Genomic DNA, 18,900 nt, shown 5'->3' with positions numbered 1-18,900 from the left:
TCGAGGCCGGGGGCATTCCACGTCTGTCAGGCGCGCGCCGCGATCGCCGCGCGGGCCATGTCGATCACCTCCATGACCCCGACGACGTCGTCGTGAGTGTGGACCGGTGATTCGACCAGCCCCTCCGCGACGAAGGACGCGAGGGCCGTCGCCTGATAGGCGAGTCCGTCGTGCAGGACCTCGAATCGCCGGTCGGTGAACGATGCCGACTGCGACGCGGCGAAGTTCCCGATGGTCGCCGTGATCGACGACGGTCCGAAGAACGGGCTGCCGATGTCGATGCGCCCCTCGGTACCGACGACCGAAGCCCGCACCGGCAGCGCCGTCTGCAGCGACGTCGACAGCACCGACCGGGCGCCGCTGTCGTAGGAGAGCAGTAAGTCGGCCCGGACGTCGACACCGCCCGGACCGCTGTCGCCCTCGGTGACGACCCGGCTCGGAGCACCGAGGACCGAGGCCGCGAACGAGATCGGGTACACGCCTGCATCGAGTAGCGCGCCGCCGCCGAGTGCCGGGTCCCACAGCCGGTGCGTCGGCTCGTACGGCATGGTAAAGCCGAAGTCGGCGGTGACGACGTGCACATCGCCAACCACACCGTCCGCGAGGACCCGCTGCATCACGTCGGTCTGCGGCAGGTAGCGGGTCCACATGGCCTCCATGACGAGGACTCCCGCGGCTCGACCCGCATCGGTGATCTCGCGCGCTTCGGCGGCGGACATCGCGATCGGCTTCTCGATGAGGACGTGCTTGCGGGCGGCGATCGCGGCTAGGGCATGCTCGCGGTGCAGCGGGTGCGGAGTCGCCACGTAGACCACGTCGACCGCCGGGTCCTCGACCAGCGCGCCGACAGAGGCGTGGACACGCTCGATGCCGTGCTCGGCGGCGAACGCCTCCGTCTTCACGGCGTCGCGAGCAGTGACAGCGACCGCGCGCTGTGGCGTGTGCCGATGGATCGCCGTGACGAACTTCGCGGCGATCCCGGTGCCGATCACTCCCCAGCGCAGCGCAGGTACCGCGTCGGGGTCGGGCAGGTCTGGATTCGGAAGCGTCAACGTCATCGTCATGCTTTAGTATTAGCACGAGCCAACACTGTTCGACAGCAGGGAATCATGAGCAACGACGCCGAAGCCACCCCACCCGGACGCCTCCTCGCCCCCGGCCAGCGCTGCCGCATTCGCATCTGGTACCGGAACGACCGCACTGTGACCACCGTGCACGAGTCCGCCGAGCGCCTGTACGAGGCGCCGAACTGGACCGTCGACGGCTGGCTCGTCCTGAACGCCGACGGTGTCCTGTGGACGATGCCGGCCGACGGCTCCGCCGACCCGACCGCGGTGGACATCCCCGGCGTCCCGCCGATCAACAACGACCACGTGCTCGATCCCGACGGTGTCACCGTGCACGTCAGCGCGAACGACTTCCACATCTGGTCCGCCCCGCTCGCCGGTGGTGCCGCCACCCGGGTGACTCCGGACGACGGCGGGCTGCACTTCCTGCACGGAGTCAGCCCCGACGGCTCCGAACTCGCGTACGTACACCTCGACCCGTCCGGTGACGCCGTGTGGTCGTCGGGGACGATCCGGGTGATGGCCGCCGACGGCAGCGCCGACCGCGCCGTGACGACCGAGCCCGCTGCCGCGGACGGTCCGGAGTGGACCCCGGACGGTACCTGGATCCTGTTCAACACCGAGCAGTTCGAGCAGGCACCGGGTCACGCGCAGATCGCACGGGTCCAGCCGGACGGCTCGGGCATCGAGCAGCTCACCGTCGACGAGCACGTCAACTGGTTCCCGCACCCGGCACCGACCGACGACGCCGCCGTCTACCTGTCCTTCCCGCCCGGCACCGAGGGACACCCGGCCGACAAGCGGGTCCGCCTGCGCCTCGTCACCGGCGACGGATCCGTCAGCACCTGGGGCCCCGAGGCATGGCAGGCAGCCGAAACCGTCGTCGAGCTCGACGGCGGACAGGGCACCCTCAACGTCAACGGGTGGGCTCCCGACGGGTCCGCCTTCGCCTTCGTCGACTACCCCATCGGAGACCCCGCGTGATCGTTCATACCGTCTGCTTCACGCTCGTCCACGAACCGGATTCCGCCGACGAGGCCGCATTCCTCGCAGCTGCCCGGGCCACCCTGCCGGCCATCCCCGGCGTGCGCGACTTCACGGTGTCGCGGCAGGTGTCCGAGCAGAGCGACTTCCGCTTCCAGTTCTCGATGCGGTTCGCCGACCAGGACGCCTACACGGCCTACGACGCCCACCCGGCGCACCAGGGGTTCGTCGCCAGGCGCTGGGCGGAGGAGGTCCGGGCGTTCCAGGAGTTCGACTTCGTCCCACTCCCGGCGTGAACACCTGACGGCGTGAAAACCTGACGGGAGGCGCGGTGCCAGCCGGCACAGCGCCTCCCGTCCGCCGTCTGGTGACGGCCACCGCTACTGGTTGCTGAAGGCGGCGTCGAACGCAGCCTCCGGCTGCGGCCAGAGCAGCGACCGGATGTGCCCGACCGCTTCGGCGGCGCCGTGCAGGCGGTCCATGCCGGCGTCCTCCCACTCGATCGAGATCGGCCCGGTGTACCCGATGTGCCGCAGGGCTCGGAAGGCGTCCTCCCACGGGATGTCGCCGTGTCCGGTCGAGACGAAGTCCCAGCCGCGGCGAGGGTCGCCCCACGGCAGGTGCGATCCGAGGATGCCCTGCCGGCCCGACGCGGGACGGATCCGGGTGTCCTTGCAGTCGACGTGGTGGATGCGGTCCGCGAAGTCGGTGATGAACCCGACGGTGTCGATGCCCTGCCACGCCATGTGCGACGGGTCCCAGTTGAACCCGAACGCGGCACGGTGGTTGATTGCCTCAAGTGCGCGGATGCTCGTCCAGTGGTCGTACGCAATTTCGGACGGGTGGACCTCGTGGGCGAACCGCACGCCCTCGGCGTCGAACACGTCGAGGATCGGATTCCACCGGTCCGCGAAGTCCTGGTAGCCGGCGTCGATGACGTCCTGCCCGACTGGCGGGAACATCGCGACGTACTGCCAGATGTTCGATCCGGTGAACCCGACCACGGTGTCGACGCCCATCTTCCGGGCCACGCGGGCCGCGCGCTGCATGTCGGCGGCCGCACGCCGCCGGACGCCCTCGCCGTCGCCGTCGCCCCAGATCGCGGGGCGGACGATGGCCTGGTGGCGGAAGTCGATCGGGTCGTCGCACACGGCCTGCCCGGCGAGGTGGTTCGAGATCGCCCAGACGCCCAGTCCGTACCGGTCGAGGACGTCCAGGCGCGAGCGGAGGTAGACGTCGTCCTCGTCGGCGCGGGCGAGGTCGAGGTGGTCGCCCGACGCCGCGATCTCGAGGCCGTCGTAGCCCCACCCGGCCGCGAGGCGTGCGACCTCCTCGAAGGGCAGGTCCGCCCACTGGCCGGTGAACAAGGTGACGGGGTTCGCGGTGGTGCTCATCGTGTCTCCGTTCGGGTGCTGATGCCGGTCCACTCGCCGGTCGGGGCGCTGCGCAGCACGGCGTCGACGACCTCGAGCGAACGGACGCCGTCCTCGACGGTCGGCAGCCCCTCGGGGACCTCGCCGCGGACGGCCGCGTAGGTGTCGGCGCAGAACACGGCGAAGGCGTCCGTCCACCCCTGCGGGTGACCGGCAGGGGTGCGGTTGAGTCGGGCCTGGTCGTCGGACACGGTGCCCTCGGCGCGGTGCACCGTTGTGGAGCCGTCCTCGCCGCCGAACCACACCGACTCGGGCTGCTCCTGGTCGAACACCGCGGAGCCGGCGCTGCCGTCGACCTCGATCCAGAGGCGGTTCTTCCGGCCGGCGGCGACCTGCGACACCACGGTGTTGGCGAGCGAGCCGTCGGCCGTGGCGAAGGTGACGACGGCGGTGTCCTCGGTGCGGACGGGGACGGTGGCCACAGAGGCGGTATCCGGTCGGCCGAACGACGCGCTGGCCGTGGACGGGTTGGGGCGCTCGGCGTAAGCGATCGACGTCCGGGCGGTCAACTCCGTGAACCGCATCCCGGCGATGAACTCGGCGAGGTCGGCCCAGTGCGTGCCGATGTCCGCGAACGCCCGCGAGGCGCCACCCCGGGCCGGGTCGACCCGCCAGGTCGACGCCTCGGGCGAGACCAGCCAGTCCTGCAGGTAGGACCCATGCACGGTGAGCACGCGGCCGAGCGAGCCCGCGGCGATCCGGGCGCGGACCTCCCGGACCATCGGGTGGTAGCGGTACACGTACGGCACCGTGCTCACGGTGCCGGCGGCGCGGACGGCATCGGCGAGTCGACGCGCCTCGGGCAGGGTGGTCGCGACGGGCTTCTCCACGACCGTGTGAAGCCCGGCACCGGTCAGCGCGACGGCGTAGTCGACGTGGGTGTCGTTCGGCGTGCACACGTGCACGACGTCGGGGCCGTCCGCGATCAGGTCGTCGAGCGAGGCGTACCCGGTCGGTACGCCCCATTGCTCGGCGACCTCGCGCGAGCGGGGGGCCGACGAGCCCAGCAGGCCGACGATGACCGCTCCGGCGTCCCGCGCAGCCCGAACGTGGGCGGCCGCGATCATGCCCGACCCGATCATTGCGACGCGCAGTGGCGTCACCGGCGCCCCTCGAGGAACGCCCGGATCCCGGCGACGACGAGTTCGTGGTCCTCCATCGAGGACAGACCGGAGGCGGTCGCGGCCGCTACGACCCCGACGCCGCGGACCCGGATCGGGAACGAGCCACCGGTCACGGCGTACTCCGGGCCGAGCCAGCCGATCGCGGCGGGGTCGACCCCGGCGGCGGACAGTCGAGCGTCGACCAGCGCGCTCGAGGCCTCCATCCGGAGCACCAAAGCGGCCTTCCGGTCGATCCAGACGTCCTGGTCGGGGGTGATCCCGGGCAGGGCCGCGCGGAAGAGTCGGAGCCCCGGGCGCCGGATGTCGATGCCGACACCGTGTCCGGCGTCGGCGGCGATCCCGCGGAGGACCAGGCCGAGCTCCCAGGCGTCGTCGTGGGTGAACGTGTCGAGCACGAGGTCGCGCTCCTGCTCTTCGAGGGTGGTGATGAGGTCGGACATCGTCGTCTCCTGCTCAGCCCGCGGCGATCTGCGCGCGGGCGGTGTCGATGGTCTCGAGGATCGACACCGTCTCGTCGAGGGTGTGCAGCGGCGACTCCGTACGACCCTCGCCGACGAAGCGTGCCAGCGCGGTGGCCTCCCACGCCAGGGCGGCGAAGCCACGAAGCGGTGTCGGGTCCTCCCAGTGTTGGACGGGCGAGCCGTGTGCAGCGGCCGAGATCGTGAAGGTCGTGGGGTTGTAGAAGGGGCCAGCGAGGTCGATCGTGCCCTCGGTGCCGGCGATCGACGCGGTTGTGGGGGTCCGGGCCGCGATGGTCGTGTGGAGTAGCGCCTGCGCCTGGTCCGCGTACTCCAGCACGAGGGAGCCGGAGGCGTCGACGCCGGACTCGGTCATCGCCCCGCGCGCAGTGACCCGCGTCGGCGCACCGAGCACCGTGGACGCGAACTGCACCGCGTAGATGCCGAGGTCGAGCAGTGCGCCGCCGCCGAGCTCGGGACGGAACAGACGGTGGTCGGGGCCGAAGGGGATCGCCTGGCCGTGGTCGGCCAGGACGCTGCGGACCTGGCCGAGGGCACCGTCGGCGAGCAGGGTGCGGAGGACGGAAGCCTGGGGGAGGTAGCGGCTCCACATCCCCTCCATCGCGAGGACCCCGGCGGCGCGGGCTGCGTCGGCGACCCGGCGCGCTTCGGCGGCGGTGACGGTGAACGGCTTCTCGACGAGGACGTGCTTACCGGCGGCGATCGCTGCGAGCGCGGTCACGGCGTGGTCGCTCTGCGGCGTAGCGATGTACACGACGTCGACGTCGGGGCGCGCGAGTAGCTCGTCGATGCTGCCGAGGGCGGTCTCGATCCCGTGCTCGGTGGCGAAGGCGATCGCGCGGTCGCGCGAACGCGATGCCACTGCGACCAGACGCTGCGCGGTGTTGGACCGGATCGCGGTGGCGAACTCGCCCGCGATCCACCCGGGGCCGACGATGCCCCAGCGCAGGACGGGCTCGCCCGAGTCGGCGGTGAAGAGGTCGGGTTCTGGCAGGACCGTGGGGATCATCGTGCTCCAGTGCTCGCGTTGCCGTAGATCTCAGACGAGTGGTGGAAATCCCGATTAGCACGAGATAACATCGCCGATGTCGTCAGGTTAGCACGAGCCAAATTCGATCACCGATGATCGGGTTCGACCGGACGACGTGGACACGACCCGAGGAGGAGTCGCATGTCGACAAGGTTGCCGGCCCACCCGTTCACCACCGCCACCCCCACCCAGAACGTCAGCGCCTGGTACCTGACCGCGCTCGGCCTCGCGCAGTTCGGCATCTACGTGGCGATCCTGTCTCCTGTCTTCGTGAGCATGCAGCTCAAGGCGCAAGCGCTCAACCCCGCCGATCCGGCGTCCGTCATCGGCGTCGCGCTCCCGCTGGGCTCCCTCGGCGCGATCATCGGCAACCCGCTGTTCGGCGCGCTCAGCGACCGGACGCGCACGCGCTGGGGCCGCCGGCGGCCGTGGCTGCTCGGGGGGATCCTGGTGCTGCTCGGCGGCCTCGCGATGGTCGCGTTCTCCCCGAACGTCGGCACCCTCACCGTCGCTTGGCTCATCTGTCAGCTCGGATCGAACGCCGCGTTCTCCGCGATGATGGCGAGCTGGGCGGACAACGTCCCCGAGCTGCAGCGCGGACGTGCCGCAAGCGTCATCGGCTTCGCGCAGAACGTCGCGATCCTGGCGGGCACCTACGCCGCGGTGTTGCTCGTGCAGAACCTGCCGCTGCTGTTCATCCTGCCCGGTGTCCTCGGGGTGCTCTGCGTCGTCGTGTACATGTTCGTCACCCCCGACCGCTTGCCCGAGGCCCGTCCGAAGCCGTTCTCGTGGCGAACCATCCTCCGGACGTTCTGGACGAACCCGATCAAGCACCCCGACTACGGCATGGCGTGGTGGTCCCGCTTCCTCATCACGCTCGCGACGTTCCTGTTCACGACCTTCCGCCTGTTCTACATGGAAGACCACATCGGACTCACCACGGCGAGAGCGACGTCGGCGATCGCACTCGGCGTGCTGCTGTACACGATCGCTCTGCTCGTGGGTACGGTGTTCTCCGGCTGGGCGTCAGACCGACTGCAGCGCCGGAAGGTGTTCGTCGCCGGCTCCACGGTGCTGTTCGGAGTCGGCCTCGTCGTCCTCGTCTTCGCGAACGACATTGCGCACTTCTACGCCGCCGAGGTCGTCATGGGCTTCGCCTACGGCATCTACGTCGCCGTCGACAGCGCACTGGTCGTCGACGTCCTGCCCGAGCCGGACAAGCCCGGCAAGGACCTCGGCGTGATGAACATCGCGAACTCGCTCCCGCAGTCGATCGCACCCGGCCTCGGGGCACTGCTCCTCGGGGTGGGCGCCGGCGACAACTACGAGGTGCTGCTCTGGGTCGCCGGGATCGTCGCGCTCGTCGGCGCGGCCGTGGTCCTGCCCATCCGCAGCGTGCGCTGAGTCCGACGCGACCAGCCCAGGGACGGGAGGCGCGGTGCGGGCCCGCACCGCGCCTCCCGTCCGTCAGACGCTCGCGGCAGGACCCGTCGACTCGCGCACCACGAATCCGGTGGGCGTGGCGATGCGACGGCGCTCCCCGCCGTCCCCGTCGGTCCGGTCCACGACAGCCGAGAGCGCCGCGTCCACGGTCGCCTCGACGTCCTGGTGCACCGAGGTCAACCGGTGGTAGCTCAGTGACGCGAGGTAGCTGTCGTCGAACCCGACTACCGACACCCGCCCGGGGACCGCGACGTCCTGCTGGGCGAACACGGCGAGGAGTCCGGTGGCGCACTGGTCGCCACAGCAGACGACGGCGGTTGGCAGTGATTCGCGAGCGACGAGCGTGCGGGCCGCCGTGGCGCCGCCCTCCTCGGTGAAGCCGGACGGGACGACGTCGACCTCGTCGTCGAGGCCGCAGGCCGCCATCGCCTCGCGGTAGGCCGTGGCACGGTCACGGCCGACCAGCCCGTCCTCGCCGCCGACGTAGGCGATCCGGCGGTGCCCGAGTGCGACCAGGTGCTCGACGGCCGCGCGGAGTCCGCCGGTCTCGTCGACGTGCACGTTGTCGGCGTAGGGCGCGTCCGTCCACTCGCCGAGCAGGACGACGGGGACGAGGCGGCTCGCTTCCTGGAGCGCGGTCGTGTTCGGGTCCGGGTTGAACACGACGAGGGCCTCGACACGCTCGCCGAGCAGGTCGGCCACGACTTCGTCCGTCGAGCGGTCCGCATCAGCCGGCCCGAGCGCGACGCCAAAGCCCTGCTCGGCGGCACGGGCGAAGAGCCGCTCGACGAACCGGACCTGGAACGGGTTCCGCATGCTGAACACAGCACCGATGAGCCGGGTCCGCCCCTCACGCAGGAGTCGAGCGGACGTGTGCGGCCGGTACCCGAGCTCGGCGGCTGCGGCGAGGATCCGTTCGCGTGACCCAGCGCTTGGGCCGGGCGCTCCGCGGAGCACGAGCGACACGAGCTGTCGGGACATCCCGACGTGCTCGGCCACGTCGCGCATCGTGGGCAGACGCCCCGATCCACAGGGGCGCCGCCCCAGGTCGCCAGTCTCCGTCGTCACGCTGCGATCTTCCCACGAGCACCGGGCCGGCACCTCGCTGACCGCGCACGGCGGGCCTTCTGGCGGTGATGCGACGTCGGAACCGCGACCCGCTCTTCCGCTGATCGTCTCCGGTAGTCGCTCGGGACCGACCGGTAATCCGCTGGAACGCGGTACTCAACGCGAGATCGAGCACCTGCTGACCGTGCGGCGGGACGCGGACGCCTGACCCGCGAAGTCGAGGAGGCGCGGACCGGGTCAGACCTCGCCGCGCCTCCTGCGGTGCAGTCGCGTCAGACGTCCGTGGTGACGCTCTTCGACTCCCAGGCGTCGATGTCTGCGCCGAGCGCCGCGAGCGCCTTGCGGACGGTCGGCACCGCGTCGGAACCGAGCAGGAGCAGGTACGGCAGCGCACTACCGTCGACCGCGTCAACGAGGACCGTCGCCGCCTTGGCGGGGTCGCCCGGCTGCGTGCCGTGCGTCGTGTCGTTCTCCTTGCGGCGCTTGCCTGCGGTACCCGCGTAGTCGTCGATCACGGTGTCGGACTGGGTCAGGGACCGTCCGGAGAAGTCGGTGCGGAACGCTCCCGGCTCGACCACGGTCGCGGTGATGCCGAGCGGTGCGACCTCGGTGCGGAGTGCCATCGTGAGCTGCTCGATCGCTGCCTTTGCGGCACCGTAGTAGCCCGAACCCGGCCCGGTCGTCCGGGCGCCGATCGACGAGAAGTTGACGATGGTTCCCGAGCGACGGGCGCGCATGCCGGGCAGGACGGCCTTGAGGGTCCGGACCGTGCCGTGGACGTGCGTGTCGAACAGTCGGGCGACGTCGGCATCGTCGCCTTCCTCGACGGCGGCGCGGTAGCCGTAGCCGGCGTTGTTGAGCAGGACGTCGACGCCGCCGAAGCGGTCCTCGGCGGCGCGGACGGCCGCGCGGACGCTGTCCGGGTCGGTGACGTCGAGGGTGGTCGCGAGCGCGGTGTCGGGGTACTGCTCTTCGAGGTCGCGCACCTTCGCGGCGTCGCGTGCGGTGACGACGACGTTGTGGCCGCGTGCGAGGGCCTCATCGGCGAAGGCTCGGCCGAGGCCGCTGGACGTTCCGGTGATGAGCCAGGTGCTCATGGGTGTTCCTCTCGTGTTCGGACTGGTGCTGGTGTCGCTCGGGCCGGAGACGGTCAGACCGCTGCCTGCTCGCGGATCTGCTCGAGCGCGTCGTTGAAGCCGTCGCCGCAGCTGCTCGACCCCGCGAGCTTGCCGACCGACACCTCCGCCAGCGGCTTCCCGATGACGACGTCGGGGACGGCATCGGCGAAGTCCTGCTGGTAGCCGAGCGATGTCTCGTTCGTCGCCGTCGGGGTGACCGTCACGTCGGCGATGTCACCATCGGCGATCGTGACCGCGACGTCGAGGTGGCTCGGAAGGCCGCCGTACTCGCCGGTGGCCTCGTAGTCGCCGTCACGGTAGTCGGCCTCACCGGCGGCGGCGGCGCCGCTGGTGCTCGTTCCGCCTTCGCGATCGCTCGTGCCGGAGGTCGGTGAGTTCGTCGTCGTCGTACCGGCGTCGCCCGTGGAGCACCCCGCGGTCAGGCCGATGACGGTGGAGGCCGCAGCGAGGGCGGTCAGGGTCCGGATCCGGTTCGTGGTCGCCATGGCATCCATGCAAGTCCGAGAGCTCATGACGTGGGGGGTTCCGCTGTTCCCCCTCTCGTGTCGAGTGCGTCGGGGCGCCTCAGGCGTGGAGCTCGCCGGGGAACTCGGGCGACGATTCGAGTCGGCCGGTGGCCGTCACTCGTGCCCACTCGACACCGCCGGCGTCCGCGGTCGGCCGGTCGACGAAGAACAGCGCCGTCGCCCACGCGTCTGCGACGGCAGCGGAGGGAGCGACCGCCCACGTCGCGACGATCTCGTCGGTCGGCCTTCCGGTACGCGCGTCGACGACGTGGTGCAGGTCCCGCCCCCACCGGCGTCGGTTCGTCGCGGAGGCGCAGATCGCCGCGTCCGTCAACACGGCGACGCCGACGACGCGCTCCGGATCCGACGGGTGCTCGAGCCCGACGCGCAGCCGGTCGGGGCCGCGGACAGCCATGTCACCGCTGCCGTCGACGACGAATGCCGTGTGCCCGTCGTCGCGTAGCAGACGATCGAGCCGGTCGACCAGGTACCCCTTGCCGACTGCCCCGATGTCGAGGGTCACCGGCCCATCAGTGACCAGGACAGGTCCGTCGCGGCGGACGTCGGTCCACCAGCGGTACGGGTGCGGGGCGACGGGCGGTGGATCGACGGGTCGGAGTGAGTAGCTGGCGTCGTACCCGAGGGCCTCGAGGTCCGCGCCGACGAGCGGGTCGACCGCCCCGTCGGTCACGTCCTGCAGCGTGTCGTAGAGGTCGAAGAGCGCCGCGTCCTCGGCAGGGAAGGCGAATACCCCACCGTCGTCGGCGCATCGCATCCGAGTGACGAGCGAGTCGCTGCGGAATCGTGACCACGTGCGGTCGAAGTCCTCGACCGCGTCGAGGATGGTCGCGCGGGTACTCGATCTGATCGGCTCCGTGGCGTCCAGCTGCCAGTGGGTGCCGATCCCTTCGAAGACGAAGCGGCGATCGGTGTTCACACCGTTCCGGTCGTGTCCGTCGTCGCGCCGATGGCAGCGGCAGCCTCGCTTGCGGCGATGCTGCCGAGCAACCGGACGCGCTCATCGCTGGGTGAACCGGGCACGGTCGTGTACCCGTACATCGTCCATCCGGGGCTGTCCGGTAGCTGCATCGCTTCGAACGCCACCTCGACGTCGCCGACTGCGGGGTGGTGCAGTCGCTTCGTGCCGGATCGGTGGAAGTGGACGTCGTGCGCGGCCCAGCGGCGGCGGAAGTCGTCGCTGCGCGTGACGAGCTCGCCGACGAGGTCGGTCAGGTCACGATCATGCGGGTTCTTCCCGGCGTGACTGCGCATCGAGGCGACGAGGCTCGAAGCACCCTGTTCCCAGTCGACGTAGAAGTTCCGCGACGCCGGGCTCAGGAACGTGAAGCGGGCGTTGTTGCCCTGGTTCGCAGGGTCGTCGAGGAGAGGGGAGAGCAGTGCGCGGCCGAGGGCGTTCGTCGCGATGACATCGCTGCGGCGGTTCTGGACGATAGTCGGCGTGCCGGTGATCGTGTCAAGGAAGCGCTGCAGGCTCGGGCGGACGACATGGTCGGTCGATTTCGGCGTGCGTCGTCGCACCGGGACGGGGGAGTCCGCGCGGGCGAGGTCGAACAGGTGGTCGGTCTCGGCCTCGTCGAGCTGCAGTGCGCGGGCCAAAGCGTCGAGGACCTCGTCGGACACCCCGGCCAGGTGGCCACGTTCCATCTTCGCGTAGTAGTCGGAGCTGACCCCGGCGAGCATCGCCAACTCTTCACGTCGGAGCCCGGGCACACGTCGACGTCCACCACCGACGATGCCTGCGCGCTCCGGGGTGATCCGGGCACGCCGACTCTGCAGGAAGTCGCTGATCTCCGTGCTGTGCTCGGAGCCGTCACTCGCGGGGCGGTGATCCTGGTCCATCCCGACACGCTACGCGCCTTCGCCGGCGCGAAGGAGGGACCGCTGGTACACGGAAAGCCTGTCACTGTCGCTCGATGGCGCAGCGCGATGGACTGTCGTCCATGACCGCTGCCCCCGACACTGCACCCACCGCGACAGCACGACCCGAGTCCCCATCCGTGGTGCACCGGACAGTCGTCCTGGCCATCGTCCTCGTCAGCTACTTCATGATCGTCCTCGACAACTCGATCATCTTCACCGGGCTGCCCGCGATCCAACGCGGAATGGACCTGTCACCGACGGCTCTGTCGTGGGTGCAGAACGCGTACACGCTCGTCTTCGGCGGCCTGCTGCTGCTCGGTGCACGGGCCGGCGACCTCCTCGGACGCCAGCGGGTGTTCGTCATCGGCCTCGCGCTGTTCGGGCTCGCGTCGTTGCTCGTCGGGACGGCGCAGAACGAGGCGTGGATCATCGCCGCCCGGGCATTCCAGGGCATCGGTGCGGCCGTCGTCGCGCCGTCGTCGCTCTCCCTCATCACCTCGACGTTCCCGGCCGGACCGGAGCGGACCCGAGCCGTCTCGCTCTACGGCACCACCGCTGGAGTGGGCGCGAGCTTGGGCATGGTGGTCGGGGGAGCGCTCGCGGGGTTGGTCTCGTGGCGTGCGGGATTCTTCATCAACGTCCCGATCGCCGTGGTGATGATCGTCCTCGCCGTCCGGTACCTCCCGCAGATCGCGCCGACGCGCGGACGCTTCGACCTGCTCGGCGCCATCACGTCGACCCTCGGCATGGGCGCACTCGTGTACGGCATCGTGAACGGCGGCGACCGCGGGTGGGGCGCGACGGCGACCCTTCTGCCGATCGTCGCCGGCGCGGTCGTCCTCGCGGTGTTCGTGCTCAACGAGTGGCGCGCGGTCCACCCGATCATGCCGCTCCGCCTCTTCGCCGACGCCGGCAGATCCGGTGCTGCGGTCGCCCGACTGCTGTTCGCCGGGACCGGTATCGCGTTCTTCTTCTTCACGACGCAGTTCCTGCAGGGCGTGTACGGCTGGTCCGCGCTCCAGGCCGGCATCGCGTTCCTCCCGATGACGCTCCTCCAGTTCGCCGTCTCGCTGTTCGTCCCCCGCCTCACCCGCCGGTTCGGCAACGCGGCCCTGGTCGCGGTCGGGATCGCCATCGTCCTCGTCGCCGTGCTCTGGCTCAGTCGGATCACACCGGACGTCGGCTACCTCGCCGGGTTCGCCGGCCCGCTCGTCCTCTTCGGCATCGGGCAGGGACTCTGCTTCGGACCGCTGACCGCAGCCGGGATCGCGGGCGCACCGGCCGAGGACGCCGGCGCTGCCTCCGGCCTGGTCAACACGGCACACCAGCTCGGATCCACGCTCGGCGTCGCCGTGCTCACCGCGGTCGGCGCCGGCGCGGCGAGCCTCTCCGGCCGCATTTCGGATGCCTACACCGGCGGCGCAGTCATGCTCGGGATCGCACTCGTCGCGATACTGGTGCTCGTGCTGCCGTCAGACCTCCGTGCGCGTCGTCGCCCCGAGAGCCGTCCCTGAACACGTCGGAGATCACGAGACCGGGTCGCCGGTCGGCGGCTCCTCCGACCGTGCGGGTGCACCGGGCACCGCTCGCTCTGGCAGCCAGATCGTGAACGTCGACCCGGCACCAGCGCGACTCGTCAGCCGGAGGCGGCCCTCGTGACTCTCGACGATCTGACGTGCGATCGACAGCCCGAGCCCGGTCCCCGTCGAACGATGCGTCTCGTCGGCACTCCGGAAGAACCGGTCGAACACGCGGGCACGTTCGTCCTCGGCGATGCCGGGCCCCTCGTCACGCACCGCGATCCAAGCCCAGCCGCGGCTGCTCCCGACACCGATGATGATGCTCGAACCAGTCGGCGCGAGCCGGACGGCGTTCGACAACAGGTTGCCGAGCGCCCGGGCGAGCGCATCCGGTTCGGCGAAGACGAGGGGGCCACCGTTGATGCGCTCGTGCACGCACAGGTCACGCCGGTCCGCCAGCACGCGGTACTCGGAGGCCACGGCCCGTGCGAGCTCGGCGACGTCGACATCCCGGTCGGTGAACGCTTCGGAGCGTGCGCGCGCCGTGGCGAGGAGGTCCTCGAGCAGCCGGGTCATCCGGTGCGTCGACTGCAGCACCACCGTCGCGGCGGCGCGGCGTTCCTCCGGCGTCGCATCGTCGTCGGCGAGCACGGCCTCGACGTTGGACTGCACGACGGCCACCGGGTTGCGGAGCTCGTGTGAGACGTCCTCGACGAGCATCCGTTCCGCCCGGAACGCGCTGTCGAGCCGGTCGAGCATGCCGTCGATGGTGTCCGCGAGCGTGTGCAGTTCGTCCGGCGGCCCCGATGCGTCGATGCGCCGGGACAGATCTGTCGCGGTGATCTCCTGCGTCGCCTTCGCGATGGCGTCGACGGGGCGGAGCGCTCGTCCTGCGACCCACCACCCGATCACGAGACTCAGCGCGAACATCACGACCAGGGCAACGATCGAGTACGTCTGCAGCGACTGCAGCGACGCGTAGTTGACCGCTCGCTGCACCGTCTCGAGGTCCGCTACCTGGAACTGCTCGCCGGGCTTGTAGACGATGGTGCCGTCGGCGGTCTTGTAGAACTTCTTGATCGTCACCGGGTTGAGCGGCGCGGCGCTGACCGTGCTCGAAAGCGCGACGTAGACTGCGGCCAGCGCTGCGGCCGTGATGCCGAAGAGGACCGCGCTGTATGTCAAGGTGAGGCGTATCCGGATGGTGCGCGCCCAGGTTGGGAGCCTCAGGAAGCGTCGGTCGCCGAACTCGCGACGCGCACGATCGAGCGCGGTCACGACACTGAGCCGATCGCCGGCGACCCCAGGACCTCATGCTCGACCGGAGGCGCGAGGTCGCGGAGCCGGTAGCCGCGGCCGACGACGGTCTCGATCGCCGGGTCCTCACCGTCGACGGTGAGCTTCCGGCGGAGCGTCCCGACGGTGACCCGGACGGTCTGCGTGAACGGGTCGGCGTTCTCGTCCCACACGTGCTCGAGGAGTTCTTCGGCGGGGACGACGTACCCGATCCGACCCAGCAGGTAGCGCAGGACGCCGAACTCCTTCAGCGTGAGGGCGAGTTCGCGGTCGCCGCGTCGGGCGAGTTGCCGGGCGGTGTCGAGGACGATCGGACCGTCGACGAGCACCGACGATGCCGCCTCGCCGGCGCGGCGGGTGAGCGCGCGCATCCGCGCCGTCAGCTCGACGAGTGCGAACGGCTTGACGAGGTAGTCGTCGGCACCGAGGTCGAGCCCGCGCACACGGTCCCGCAGCTGTCCACGAGCCGTGAGCATGAGGATGCGCGGGCCGACGTCGATGACGTCCGTCGCGGCTCCGGGCTCCTGGCCGGACGGGGAGGACGAAACGGCGACGAGCCGGCCGGAGCGAATGTCGTCGGCCAGGTCGAACCCGGTGCCGTCGGGCAGGTTCACGTCGAGCAGGACGATGTCGTACTCGGTGACCGCGAGCTTCTCGCGAGCATCGGCCAGCCGGAGTGCGGTGTCGACGGCGTAGCCCTCCCGCTGGAGGGCGACACGCAGCGCGCTGACCAGTCCGGCCTCGTCCTCCACCAGCAGCACTCGCATGGAGAGAACCTAACCGCGCGTGCTGCGCAGCAACAGGGACTGCCGGAACACCCTTTTCGGTCGGGTTTCGCTCCGGCTTCCCGTCGTTTTCGCACCCGCGGACTGGAGTGGGACCACACGAACGACAGGAGGACCACCCATGACCGACGCAGCACACGCAGCACCGTTCCCGTCCGCAGCAGCCGTCCTCGAACGGGCACTCTTCGAGGTCAAGCACGTCGTCGTCGGACAGGACGCAATGGTCGAACGGATGATGATCGGCCTGCTCGCCCGCGGCCACGTCCTGCTCGAAGGCGTCCCCGGAGTCGCGAAGACCCTCGCCGTCCGCACCCTCGCCACCGTCGTCGGCGGCGACTTCGTCCGCCTGCAGTTCACGCCCGACCTGATGCCGTCCGACATCGTCGGCACCCGGGTCTGGCGACCCTCCACCGAGACCTTCGACGTCGAACGCGGCCCGGTGTTCGCGAACCTCGTCCTCGCCGACGAGATCAACCGCGCCCCCGCGAAGGTGCAGTCAGCGCTCCTCGAGGCGATGGCGGAACAGCAGGTCTCCATCGGCGGGCAGACGCACCGGCTCCCGGACCCGTTCCTGGTGCTCGCGACACAGAACCCGATCGAGAACGACGGCGTCTACCAGCTGCCCGAGGCGCAGCGGGACCGGTTCCTGCTCAAGGTCGACGTGGACCACGCCGACGAACTCGAGGAACTCACCATTGTCCAGCGGATGAGTGCCGCGCGACCCGTCGCGCATCAGATCCTGACGATCGACGAGGTCCGCCGGCTGCAGGCCGAGGCGGAGCGGGTCTTCGTGCATCATGCCGTGGCGATGTATGCGGTGCAGCTCGTGATGGCTACCCGTCACCCGCACCGGTACGGCATCCACACCCTCGACGGCGTCCTCGAGTACGGAGTCAGCGCCCGTGGCTCCCTCGGCCTCGTCGCGGCCGGACGCGCCCTCGCACTCCTCCGAGGTCGTGACTACGTCCTCCCGGGCGACGTCGCCGACGTCGCCTCGGACGTCCTCGCGCACCGTCTGGTGCTCACCTTCGACGCCGTCGCCGACGGTGTCGACCCCCGGACCGCGGTCGACGCCGTGCTGCAGGTCGTGCCGCAGCCCCGCGTCGCGAGCTCCGGGGACCCGAACGCGGTCGCGGCGGGTGACGGAACGCAGTACCCCCCAGCTGCGCAACCCCCCGCCGCGGCCGCTTCCACCGCCGAGCACGCAGCCGCGTGGCCGGACGACGGCGGCCGCCGATGACCGAGGACCTCGCGTTCCGACGCCTCGAACTCACCGTCCGACGTCGCATCGACGGTGCGTTCCAGGGCGACCACCAGGGTCTGACCATCGGCACCGGCAGCGACCCCGAGGAACTCGTTCGGTACCAGCCGGGCCACGACGTCCGCCGGATCGACTGGAACGCCAGCGCACGCGCCGGCGAGCCCTACGTCTGGCTCACCCGCGCGGAGCACGCGCTCGAGACCTGGGTGCTCGTCGACCGGACGCCCAGCATGGCGTTCGGCACCACGACTCGTGAGAAGGCCGACGTCGCCACGTGGATCGCCGCAGCCGTCGGACTGCTCACGCAGGGCGGCGGCGACCGGGTCGGCATCGGCCTCGTCGGACGAGACGGCGTCCACTGGCAAGCTCCCGGGTCCGGACGGATCGCCGCACGGCGCATGCTCCGCGCTCGGGACCACGACCGCGACGGCGTCTCCACCACCGACCTCGCCGTGGCGCTCGCCCGGCTCGCTGCGCAGGCGCCCCGGCACGGACTCCGCGTGATCGTCTCCGACCTCCTCGATCCCGCGGGGGAACCGGCCGGGCCCTTCGGGTGGGAAAGACCGCTCCGGAAGCTCGCCGCCCGACACGACGTCATCGTCGTCGAGACAGTGGACCCGAGGGAACTCGAACTCCCGGACGTCGGTGATGTGCTGCTCACCGACCCCGAGTCCGGCACCCAGCGCGAAGTCTCCACGTCCGACCGCCGCATCCGCGATGCGTACGCCGCGGGAGCCGCGGCGTACCGGGCCGCGACCGCGGCGGCCGTCCGGAGCACCGGCGCCGACCACCTCGTGCTCCGCACCGACGACGACCTCGCACGCGTGCTCACCCGCTTCGTCCACCGTCGGCACCGCACGCCGACCCGCCCCGCACGGAGGACCCGATGACCTTCACCACTCCCTGGCTGCTCCTCGCCCTGATCCCGGTCGCAGCGCTCGCCCTCGCCTACGTGCTCGTGCAGCGCCGCCGGCAGCGGTACGCCGTCCGGTTCGCCACCCTGCCGATGCTCGACAAACTCGTCCCGAAGCGACCCCGCTGGCGCCGGCACCTGCCCGCCGCGCTCGTCCTGCTGGGGCTGGGTAGCCTCGGCGTCGCCGCTGCGCAGCCCCAGGTGGACATCCGCGTGCCGTACGAACGCGCGACGGTCATCGTCGCGATCGACACATCGGGGTCCATGCAAGCCGACGACGTCGAACCGAACCGACTCGAGGCCGCGAAGTCCGCCGCCGAGCAGTTCGTTGCCGAGATGCCCGAGACGTTCAACGTCGGCGCGATCAGCTTCGCCGGCGGTGCCGAGGTCATCGCACCGGCCACCGAGGACCACGACGCGGTACGCGACGCTATCGCCGCGATGGACGACGGCGGTGGCGGAACCGCGATCGGCGATGCCGTCATCGAGGCCGTGGACGAGGTCAACCGGCTGAGCGACGACCCCGCGTCCGACGGGGAACCGTCGCCGACCCCATCAGCCGGCGCCGAAGCCGAGCGCATCCCGGCACGACTCGTGCTGCTCTCCGACGGTGCGAACACCGCTGGCCGGGACCCGTCGACAGCGGCCGAAGCCGCCCGCGAAGCCGGTCTGCCGGTCTCGACCATCGCGTACGGCACCGCCGACGGCGTCGCGAACCTCTGGGGCGGACAGCAGTCGGTTCCCGTCGACGAGACCACGCTCCGACAACTCGCCGACGATACCGACGGGCGCTTCTACCGCGCCGAGAGCACCGACGAGCTCCGCAACGTCTACCAGGACATCGGATCGTCCATCGGGTGGCACGTCGAACCCGTCGACATCACGCCGTACGTCGCGCTGCTCGGCATGCTCCTCGCCCTCGTCGCCGGCGCGCTTTCGCTCCGCTGGTTCTCCCGCATCATCTGACCGAC

At 70.7% G+C, this 18,900-nt stretch carries 19 protein-coding genes; 7 read left to right on the top strand and 12 right to left on the bottom strand.

The window, feature by feature from the left end:
• Positions 1-26 precede the first annotated feature (26 nt).
• Positions 27-1,058: a Gfo/Idh/MocA family protein gene (locus OVA28_RS00320; protein WP_268095333.1), complete on the bottom strand. Its 1,032-nt coding sequence runs from the start codon at positions 1,056-1,058 to the stop codon at positions 27-29.
• Between the two features lie 51 nt (positions 1,059-1,109).
• Between OVA28_RS00320 and OVA28_RS00315 the strand changes: the two genes are divergently transcribed.
• Together OVA28_RS00315 and OVA28_RS00310 are read left to right on the top strand one after the other, a co-directional pair.
• Positions 1,110-2,051, top strand: a complete 942-nt coding sequence (locus OVA28_RS00315; RefSeq protein ID WP_268095332.1) for a TolB family protein — start codon at positions 1,110-1,112, stop codon at positions 2,049-2,051.
• Positions 2,048-2,347: a Dabb family protein gene (locus OVA28_RS00310; RefSeq protein WP_268095331.1), complete on the top strand. Its 300-nt coding sequence runs from the start codon at positions 2,048-2,050 to the stop codon at positions 2,345-2,347. Before OVA28_RS00315 ends, OVA28_RS00310 begins: the two co-directional genes overlap by 4 nt.
• Before the next feature lie 84 nt (positions 2,348-2,431).
• Here the strand turns inward: OVA28_RS00310 and OVA28_RS00305 are convergent, their stop codons facing one another.
• The 4 genes from OVA28_RS00305 to OVA28_RS00290 are packed head-to-tail and all read right to left on the bottom strand — an operon-like array spanning position 2,432 to position 6,096.
• Positions 2,432-3,445 carry a sugar phosphate isomerase/epimerase family protein gene (locus OVA28_RS00305; RefSeq protein WP_268095330.1) on the bottom strand — a complete coding sequence of 338 codons (1,014 nt, stop codon included), beginning with the start codon at positions 3,443-3,445 and terminating at the stop codon, positions 2,432-2,434.
• Positions 3,442-4,587, bottom strand: coding sequence for a Gfo/Idh/MocA family protein (locus OVA28_RS00300; RefSeq protein WP_268095329.1), 1,146 nt, complete (start codon positions 4,585-4,587; stop codon positions 3,442-3,444). Before OVA28_RS00300 ends, OVA28_RS00305 begins: the two co-directional genes overlap by 4 nt.
• Positions 4,584-5,048: a heme-degrading domain-containing protein gene (locus OVA28_RS00295; protein WP_268095328.1), complete on the bottom strand. Its 465-nt coding sequence runs from the start codon at positions 5,046-5,048 to the stop codon at positions 4,584-4,586. Before OVA28_RS00295 ends, OVA28_RS00300 begins: the two co-directional genes overlap by 4 nt.
• 13 nt (positions 5,049-5,061) lie before the next feature.
• A complete protein-coding gene (locus OVA28_RS00290) occupies positions 5,062-6,096 on the bottom strand; it encodes a Gfo/Idh/MocA family protein (protein WP_268095327.1) in 1,035 nt (344 codons plus the stop codon).
• Between the two features lie 162 nt (positions 6,097-6,258).
• On the opposite strand from OVA28_RS00290, the gene OVA28_RS00285 reads away from it, so the two are divergent.
• Complete coding sequence (locus OVA28_RS00285) at positions 6,259-7,521, top strand: MFS transporter (protein WP_268095326.1); 1,263 nt, start codon at positions 6,259-6,261, stop codon at positions 7,519-7,521.
• A gap of 63 nt (positions 7,522-7,584) precedes the next feature.
• Here the strand turns inward: OVA28_RS00285 and OVA28_RS00280 are convergent, their stop codons facing one another.
• The 5 genes from OVA28_RS00280 to OVA28_RS00260 form a co-directional block, all read right to left on the bottom strand.
• On the bottom strand, positions 7,585-8,628 hold the full coding sequence (locus OVA28_RS00280; protein ID WP_268095325.1) for a LacI family DNA-binding transcriptional regulator: 1,044 nt from the start codon (positions 8,626-8,628) through the stop codon (positions 7,585-7,587).
• Between the two features lie 272 nt (positions 8,629-8,900).
• Complete coding sequence (locus OVA28_RS00275; RefSeq protein WP_268095323.1) at positions 8,901-9,725, bottom strand: oxidoreductase; 825 nt, start codon at positions 9,723-9,725, stop codon at positions 8,901-8,903.
• 53 nt (positions 9,726-9,778) lie between these two features.
• A complete protein-coding gene (locus OVA28_RS00270) occupies positions 9,779-10,252 on the bottom strand; it encodes a hypothetical protein (protein ID WP_268095322.1) in 474 nt (157 codons plus the stop codon).
• Positions 10,253-10,331: 79 nt separating this feature from the next.
• Positions 10,332-11,210 (bottom strand): FAD:protein FMN transferase, encoded by an 879-nt coding sequence (locus OVA28_RS00265; RefSeq protein ID WP_268095321.1) that lies wholly within the window; start codon positions 11,208-11,210, stop codon positions 10,332-10,334.
• The gene (locus OVA28_RS00260; protein WP_268095320.1) at positions 11,207-12,133 is read right to left on the bottom strand and encodes a helix-turn-helix domain-containing protein; all 927 of its coding nucleotides are present in this window, start codon (positions 12,131-12,133) and stop codon (positions 11,207-11,209) included. Before OVA28_RS00260 ends, OVA28_RS00265 begins: the two co-directional genes overlap by 4 nt.
• A 161-nt stretch (positions 12,134-12,294) precedes the next feature.
• On the opposite strand from OVA28_RS00260, the gene OVA28_RS00255 reads away from it, so the two are divergent.
• A complete protein-coding gene (locus OVA28_RS00255) occupies positions 12,295-13,668 on the top strand; it encodes an MFS transporter (protein WP_268095319.1) in 1,374 nt (457 codons plus the stop codon).
• A 12-nt stretch (positions 13,669-13,680) separates the two neighbouring features.
• Here OVA28_RS00255 and OVA28_RS00250 read toward each other — a convergent pair whose 3' ends face one another.
• On the bottom strand, positions 13,681-14,859 hold the full coding sequence (locus tag OVA28_RS00250) for a sensor histidine kinase (RefSeq protein WP_268095318.1): 1,179 nt from the start codon (positions 14,857-14,859) through the stop codon (positions 13,681-13,683).
• An 89-nt stretch (positions 14,860-14,948) separates the two neighbouring features.
• Positions 14,949-15,737: a response regulator transcription factor gene (locus OVA28_RS00245; protein ID WP_268095317.1), complete on the bottom strand. Its 789-nt coding sequence runs from the start codon at positions 15,735-15,737 to the stop codon at positions 14,949-14,951.
• A gap of 139 nt (positions 15,738-15,876) precedes the next feature.
• Between OVA28_RS00245 and OVA28_RS00240 the strand changes: the two genes are divergently transcribed.
• From OVA28_RS00240 to OVA28_RS00230, 3 genes are read left to right on the top strand one after another with little or no spacing between them, the layout of a single operon-like run.
• Positions 15,877-16,995, top strand: a complete 1,119-nt coding sequence (locus tag OVA28_RS00240) for an AAA family ATPase (protein ID WP_268095316.1) — start codon at positions 15,877-15,879, stop codon at positions 16,993-16,995.
• Positions 16,992-17,906, top strand: a complete 915-nt coding sequence (locus tag OVA28_RS00235) for a DUF58 domain-containing protein (RefSeq protein WP_268095314.1) — start codon at positions 16,992-16,994, stop codon at positions 17,904-17,906. Before OVA28_RS00240 ends, OVA28_RS00235 begins: the two co-directional genes overlap by 4 nt.
• The gene (locus tag OVA28_RS00230) at positions 17,903-18,895 is read left to right on the top strand and encodes a VWA domain-containing protein (RefSeq protein ID WP_268095313.1); all 993 of its coding nucleotides are present in this window, start codon (positions 17,903-17,905) and stop codon (positions 18,893-18,895) included. The genes OVA28_RS00235 and OVA28_RS00230 overlap by 4 nt, the downstream gene beginning before the upstream one ends.
• The last annotated feature ends 5 nt before the right edge of the window (positions 18,896-18,900 follow it).

Origin of the sequence: Curtobacterium sp. SL109, from assembly GCF_026672405.1 — a bacterium.
Classification (GTDB): Bacteria; Actinomycetota; Actinomycetes; order Actinomycetales; family Microbacteriaceae; genus Curtobacterium.
The sequence above is the reverse complement of the archived record's forward strand: the minus strand, read 5'-3'. Positions and strand labels throughout refer to the sequence as shown.

Excerpts from the sequence above, each read along its gene's own strand:
- OVA28_RS00275 (WP_268095323.1), bottom strand. The coding sequence starts at position 9,725 with ATGAGCACCTGGCTCATCACCGGAACGTCCAGCGGCCTCGGCCGAGCC.
- OVA28_RS00295 (WP_268095328.1), bottom strand. The coding sequence starts at position 5,048 with ATGTCCGACCTCATCACCACCCTCGAAGAGCAGGAGCGCGACCTCGTG.
- OVA28_RS00235 (WP_268095314.1), top strand. The coding sequence starts at position 16,992 with ATGACCGAGGACCTCGCGTTCCGACGCCTCGAACTCACCGTCCGACGT.
- OVA28_RS00245 (WP_268095317.1), bottom strand. The coding sequence starts at position 15,737 with ATGCGAGTGCTGCTGGTGGAGGACGAGGCCGGACTGGTCAGCGCGCTG.
- OVA28_RS00305 (WP_268095330.1), bottom strand. The coding sequence starts at position 3,445 with ATGAGCACCACCGCGAACCCCGTCACCTTGTTCACCGGCCAGTGGGCG.
- OVA28_RS00270 (WP_268095322.1), bottom strand. The coding sequence starts at position 10,252 with ATGGCGACCACGAACCGGATCCGGACCCTGACCGCCCTCGCTGCGGCC.
- OVA28_RS00260 (WP_268095320.1), bottom strand. The coding sequence starts at position 12,133 with ATGGACCAGGATCACCGCCCCGCGAGTGACGGCTCCGAGCACAGCACG.
- OVA28_RS00240 (WP_268095316.1), top strand. The coding sequence starts at position 15,877 with ATGACCGACGCAGCACACGCAGCACCGTTCCCGTCCGCAGCAGCCGTC.
- OVA28_RS00320 (WP_268095333.1), bottom strand. The coding sequence starts at position 1,058 with ATGACGTTGACGCTTCCGAATCCAGACCTGCCCGACCCCGACGCGGTA.
- OVA28_RS00230 (WP_268095313.1), top strand. The coding sequence starts at position 17,903 with ATGACCTTCACCACTCCCTGGCTGCTCCTCGCCCTGATCCCGGTCGCA.
- OVA28_RS00285 (WP_268095326.1), top strand. The coding sequence starts at position 6,259 with ATGTCGACAAGGTTGCCGGCCCACCCGTTCACCACCGCCACCCCCACC.
- OVA28_RS00315 (WP_268095332.1), top strand. The coding sequence starts at position 1,110 with ATGAGCAACGACGCCGAAGCCACCCCACCCGGACGCCTCCTCGCCCCC.
- OVA28_RS00290 (WP_268095327.1), bottom strand. The coding sequence starts at position 6,096 with ATGATCCCCACGGTCCTGCCAGAACCCGACCTCTTCACCGCCGACTCG.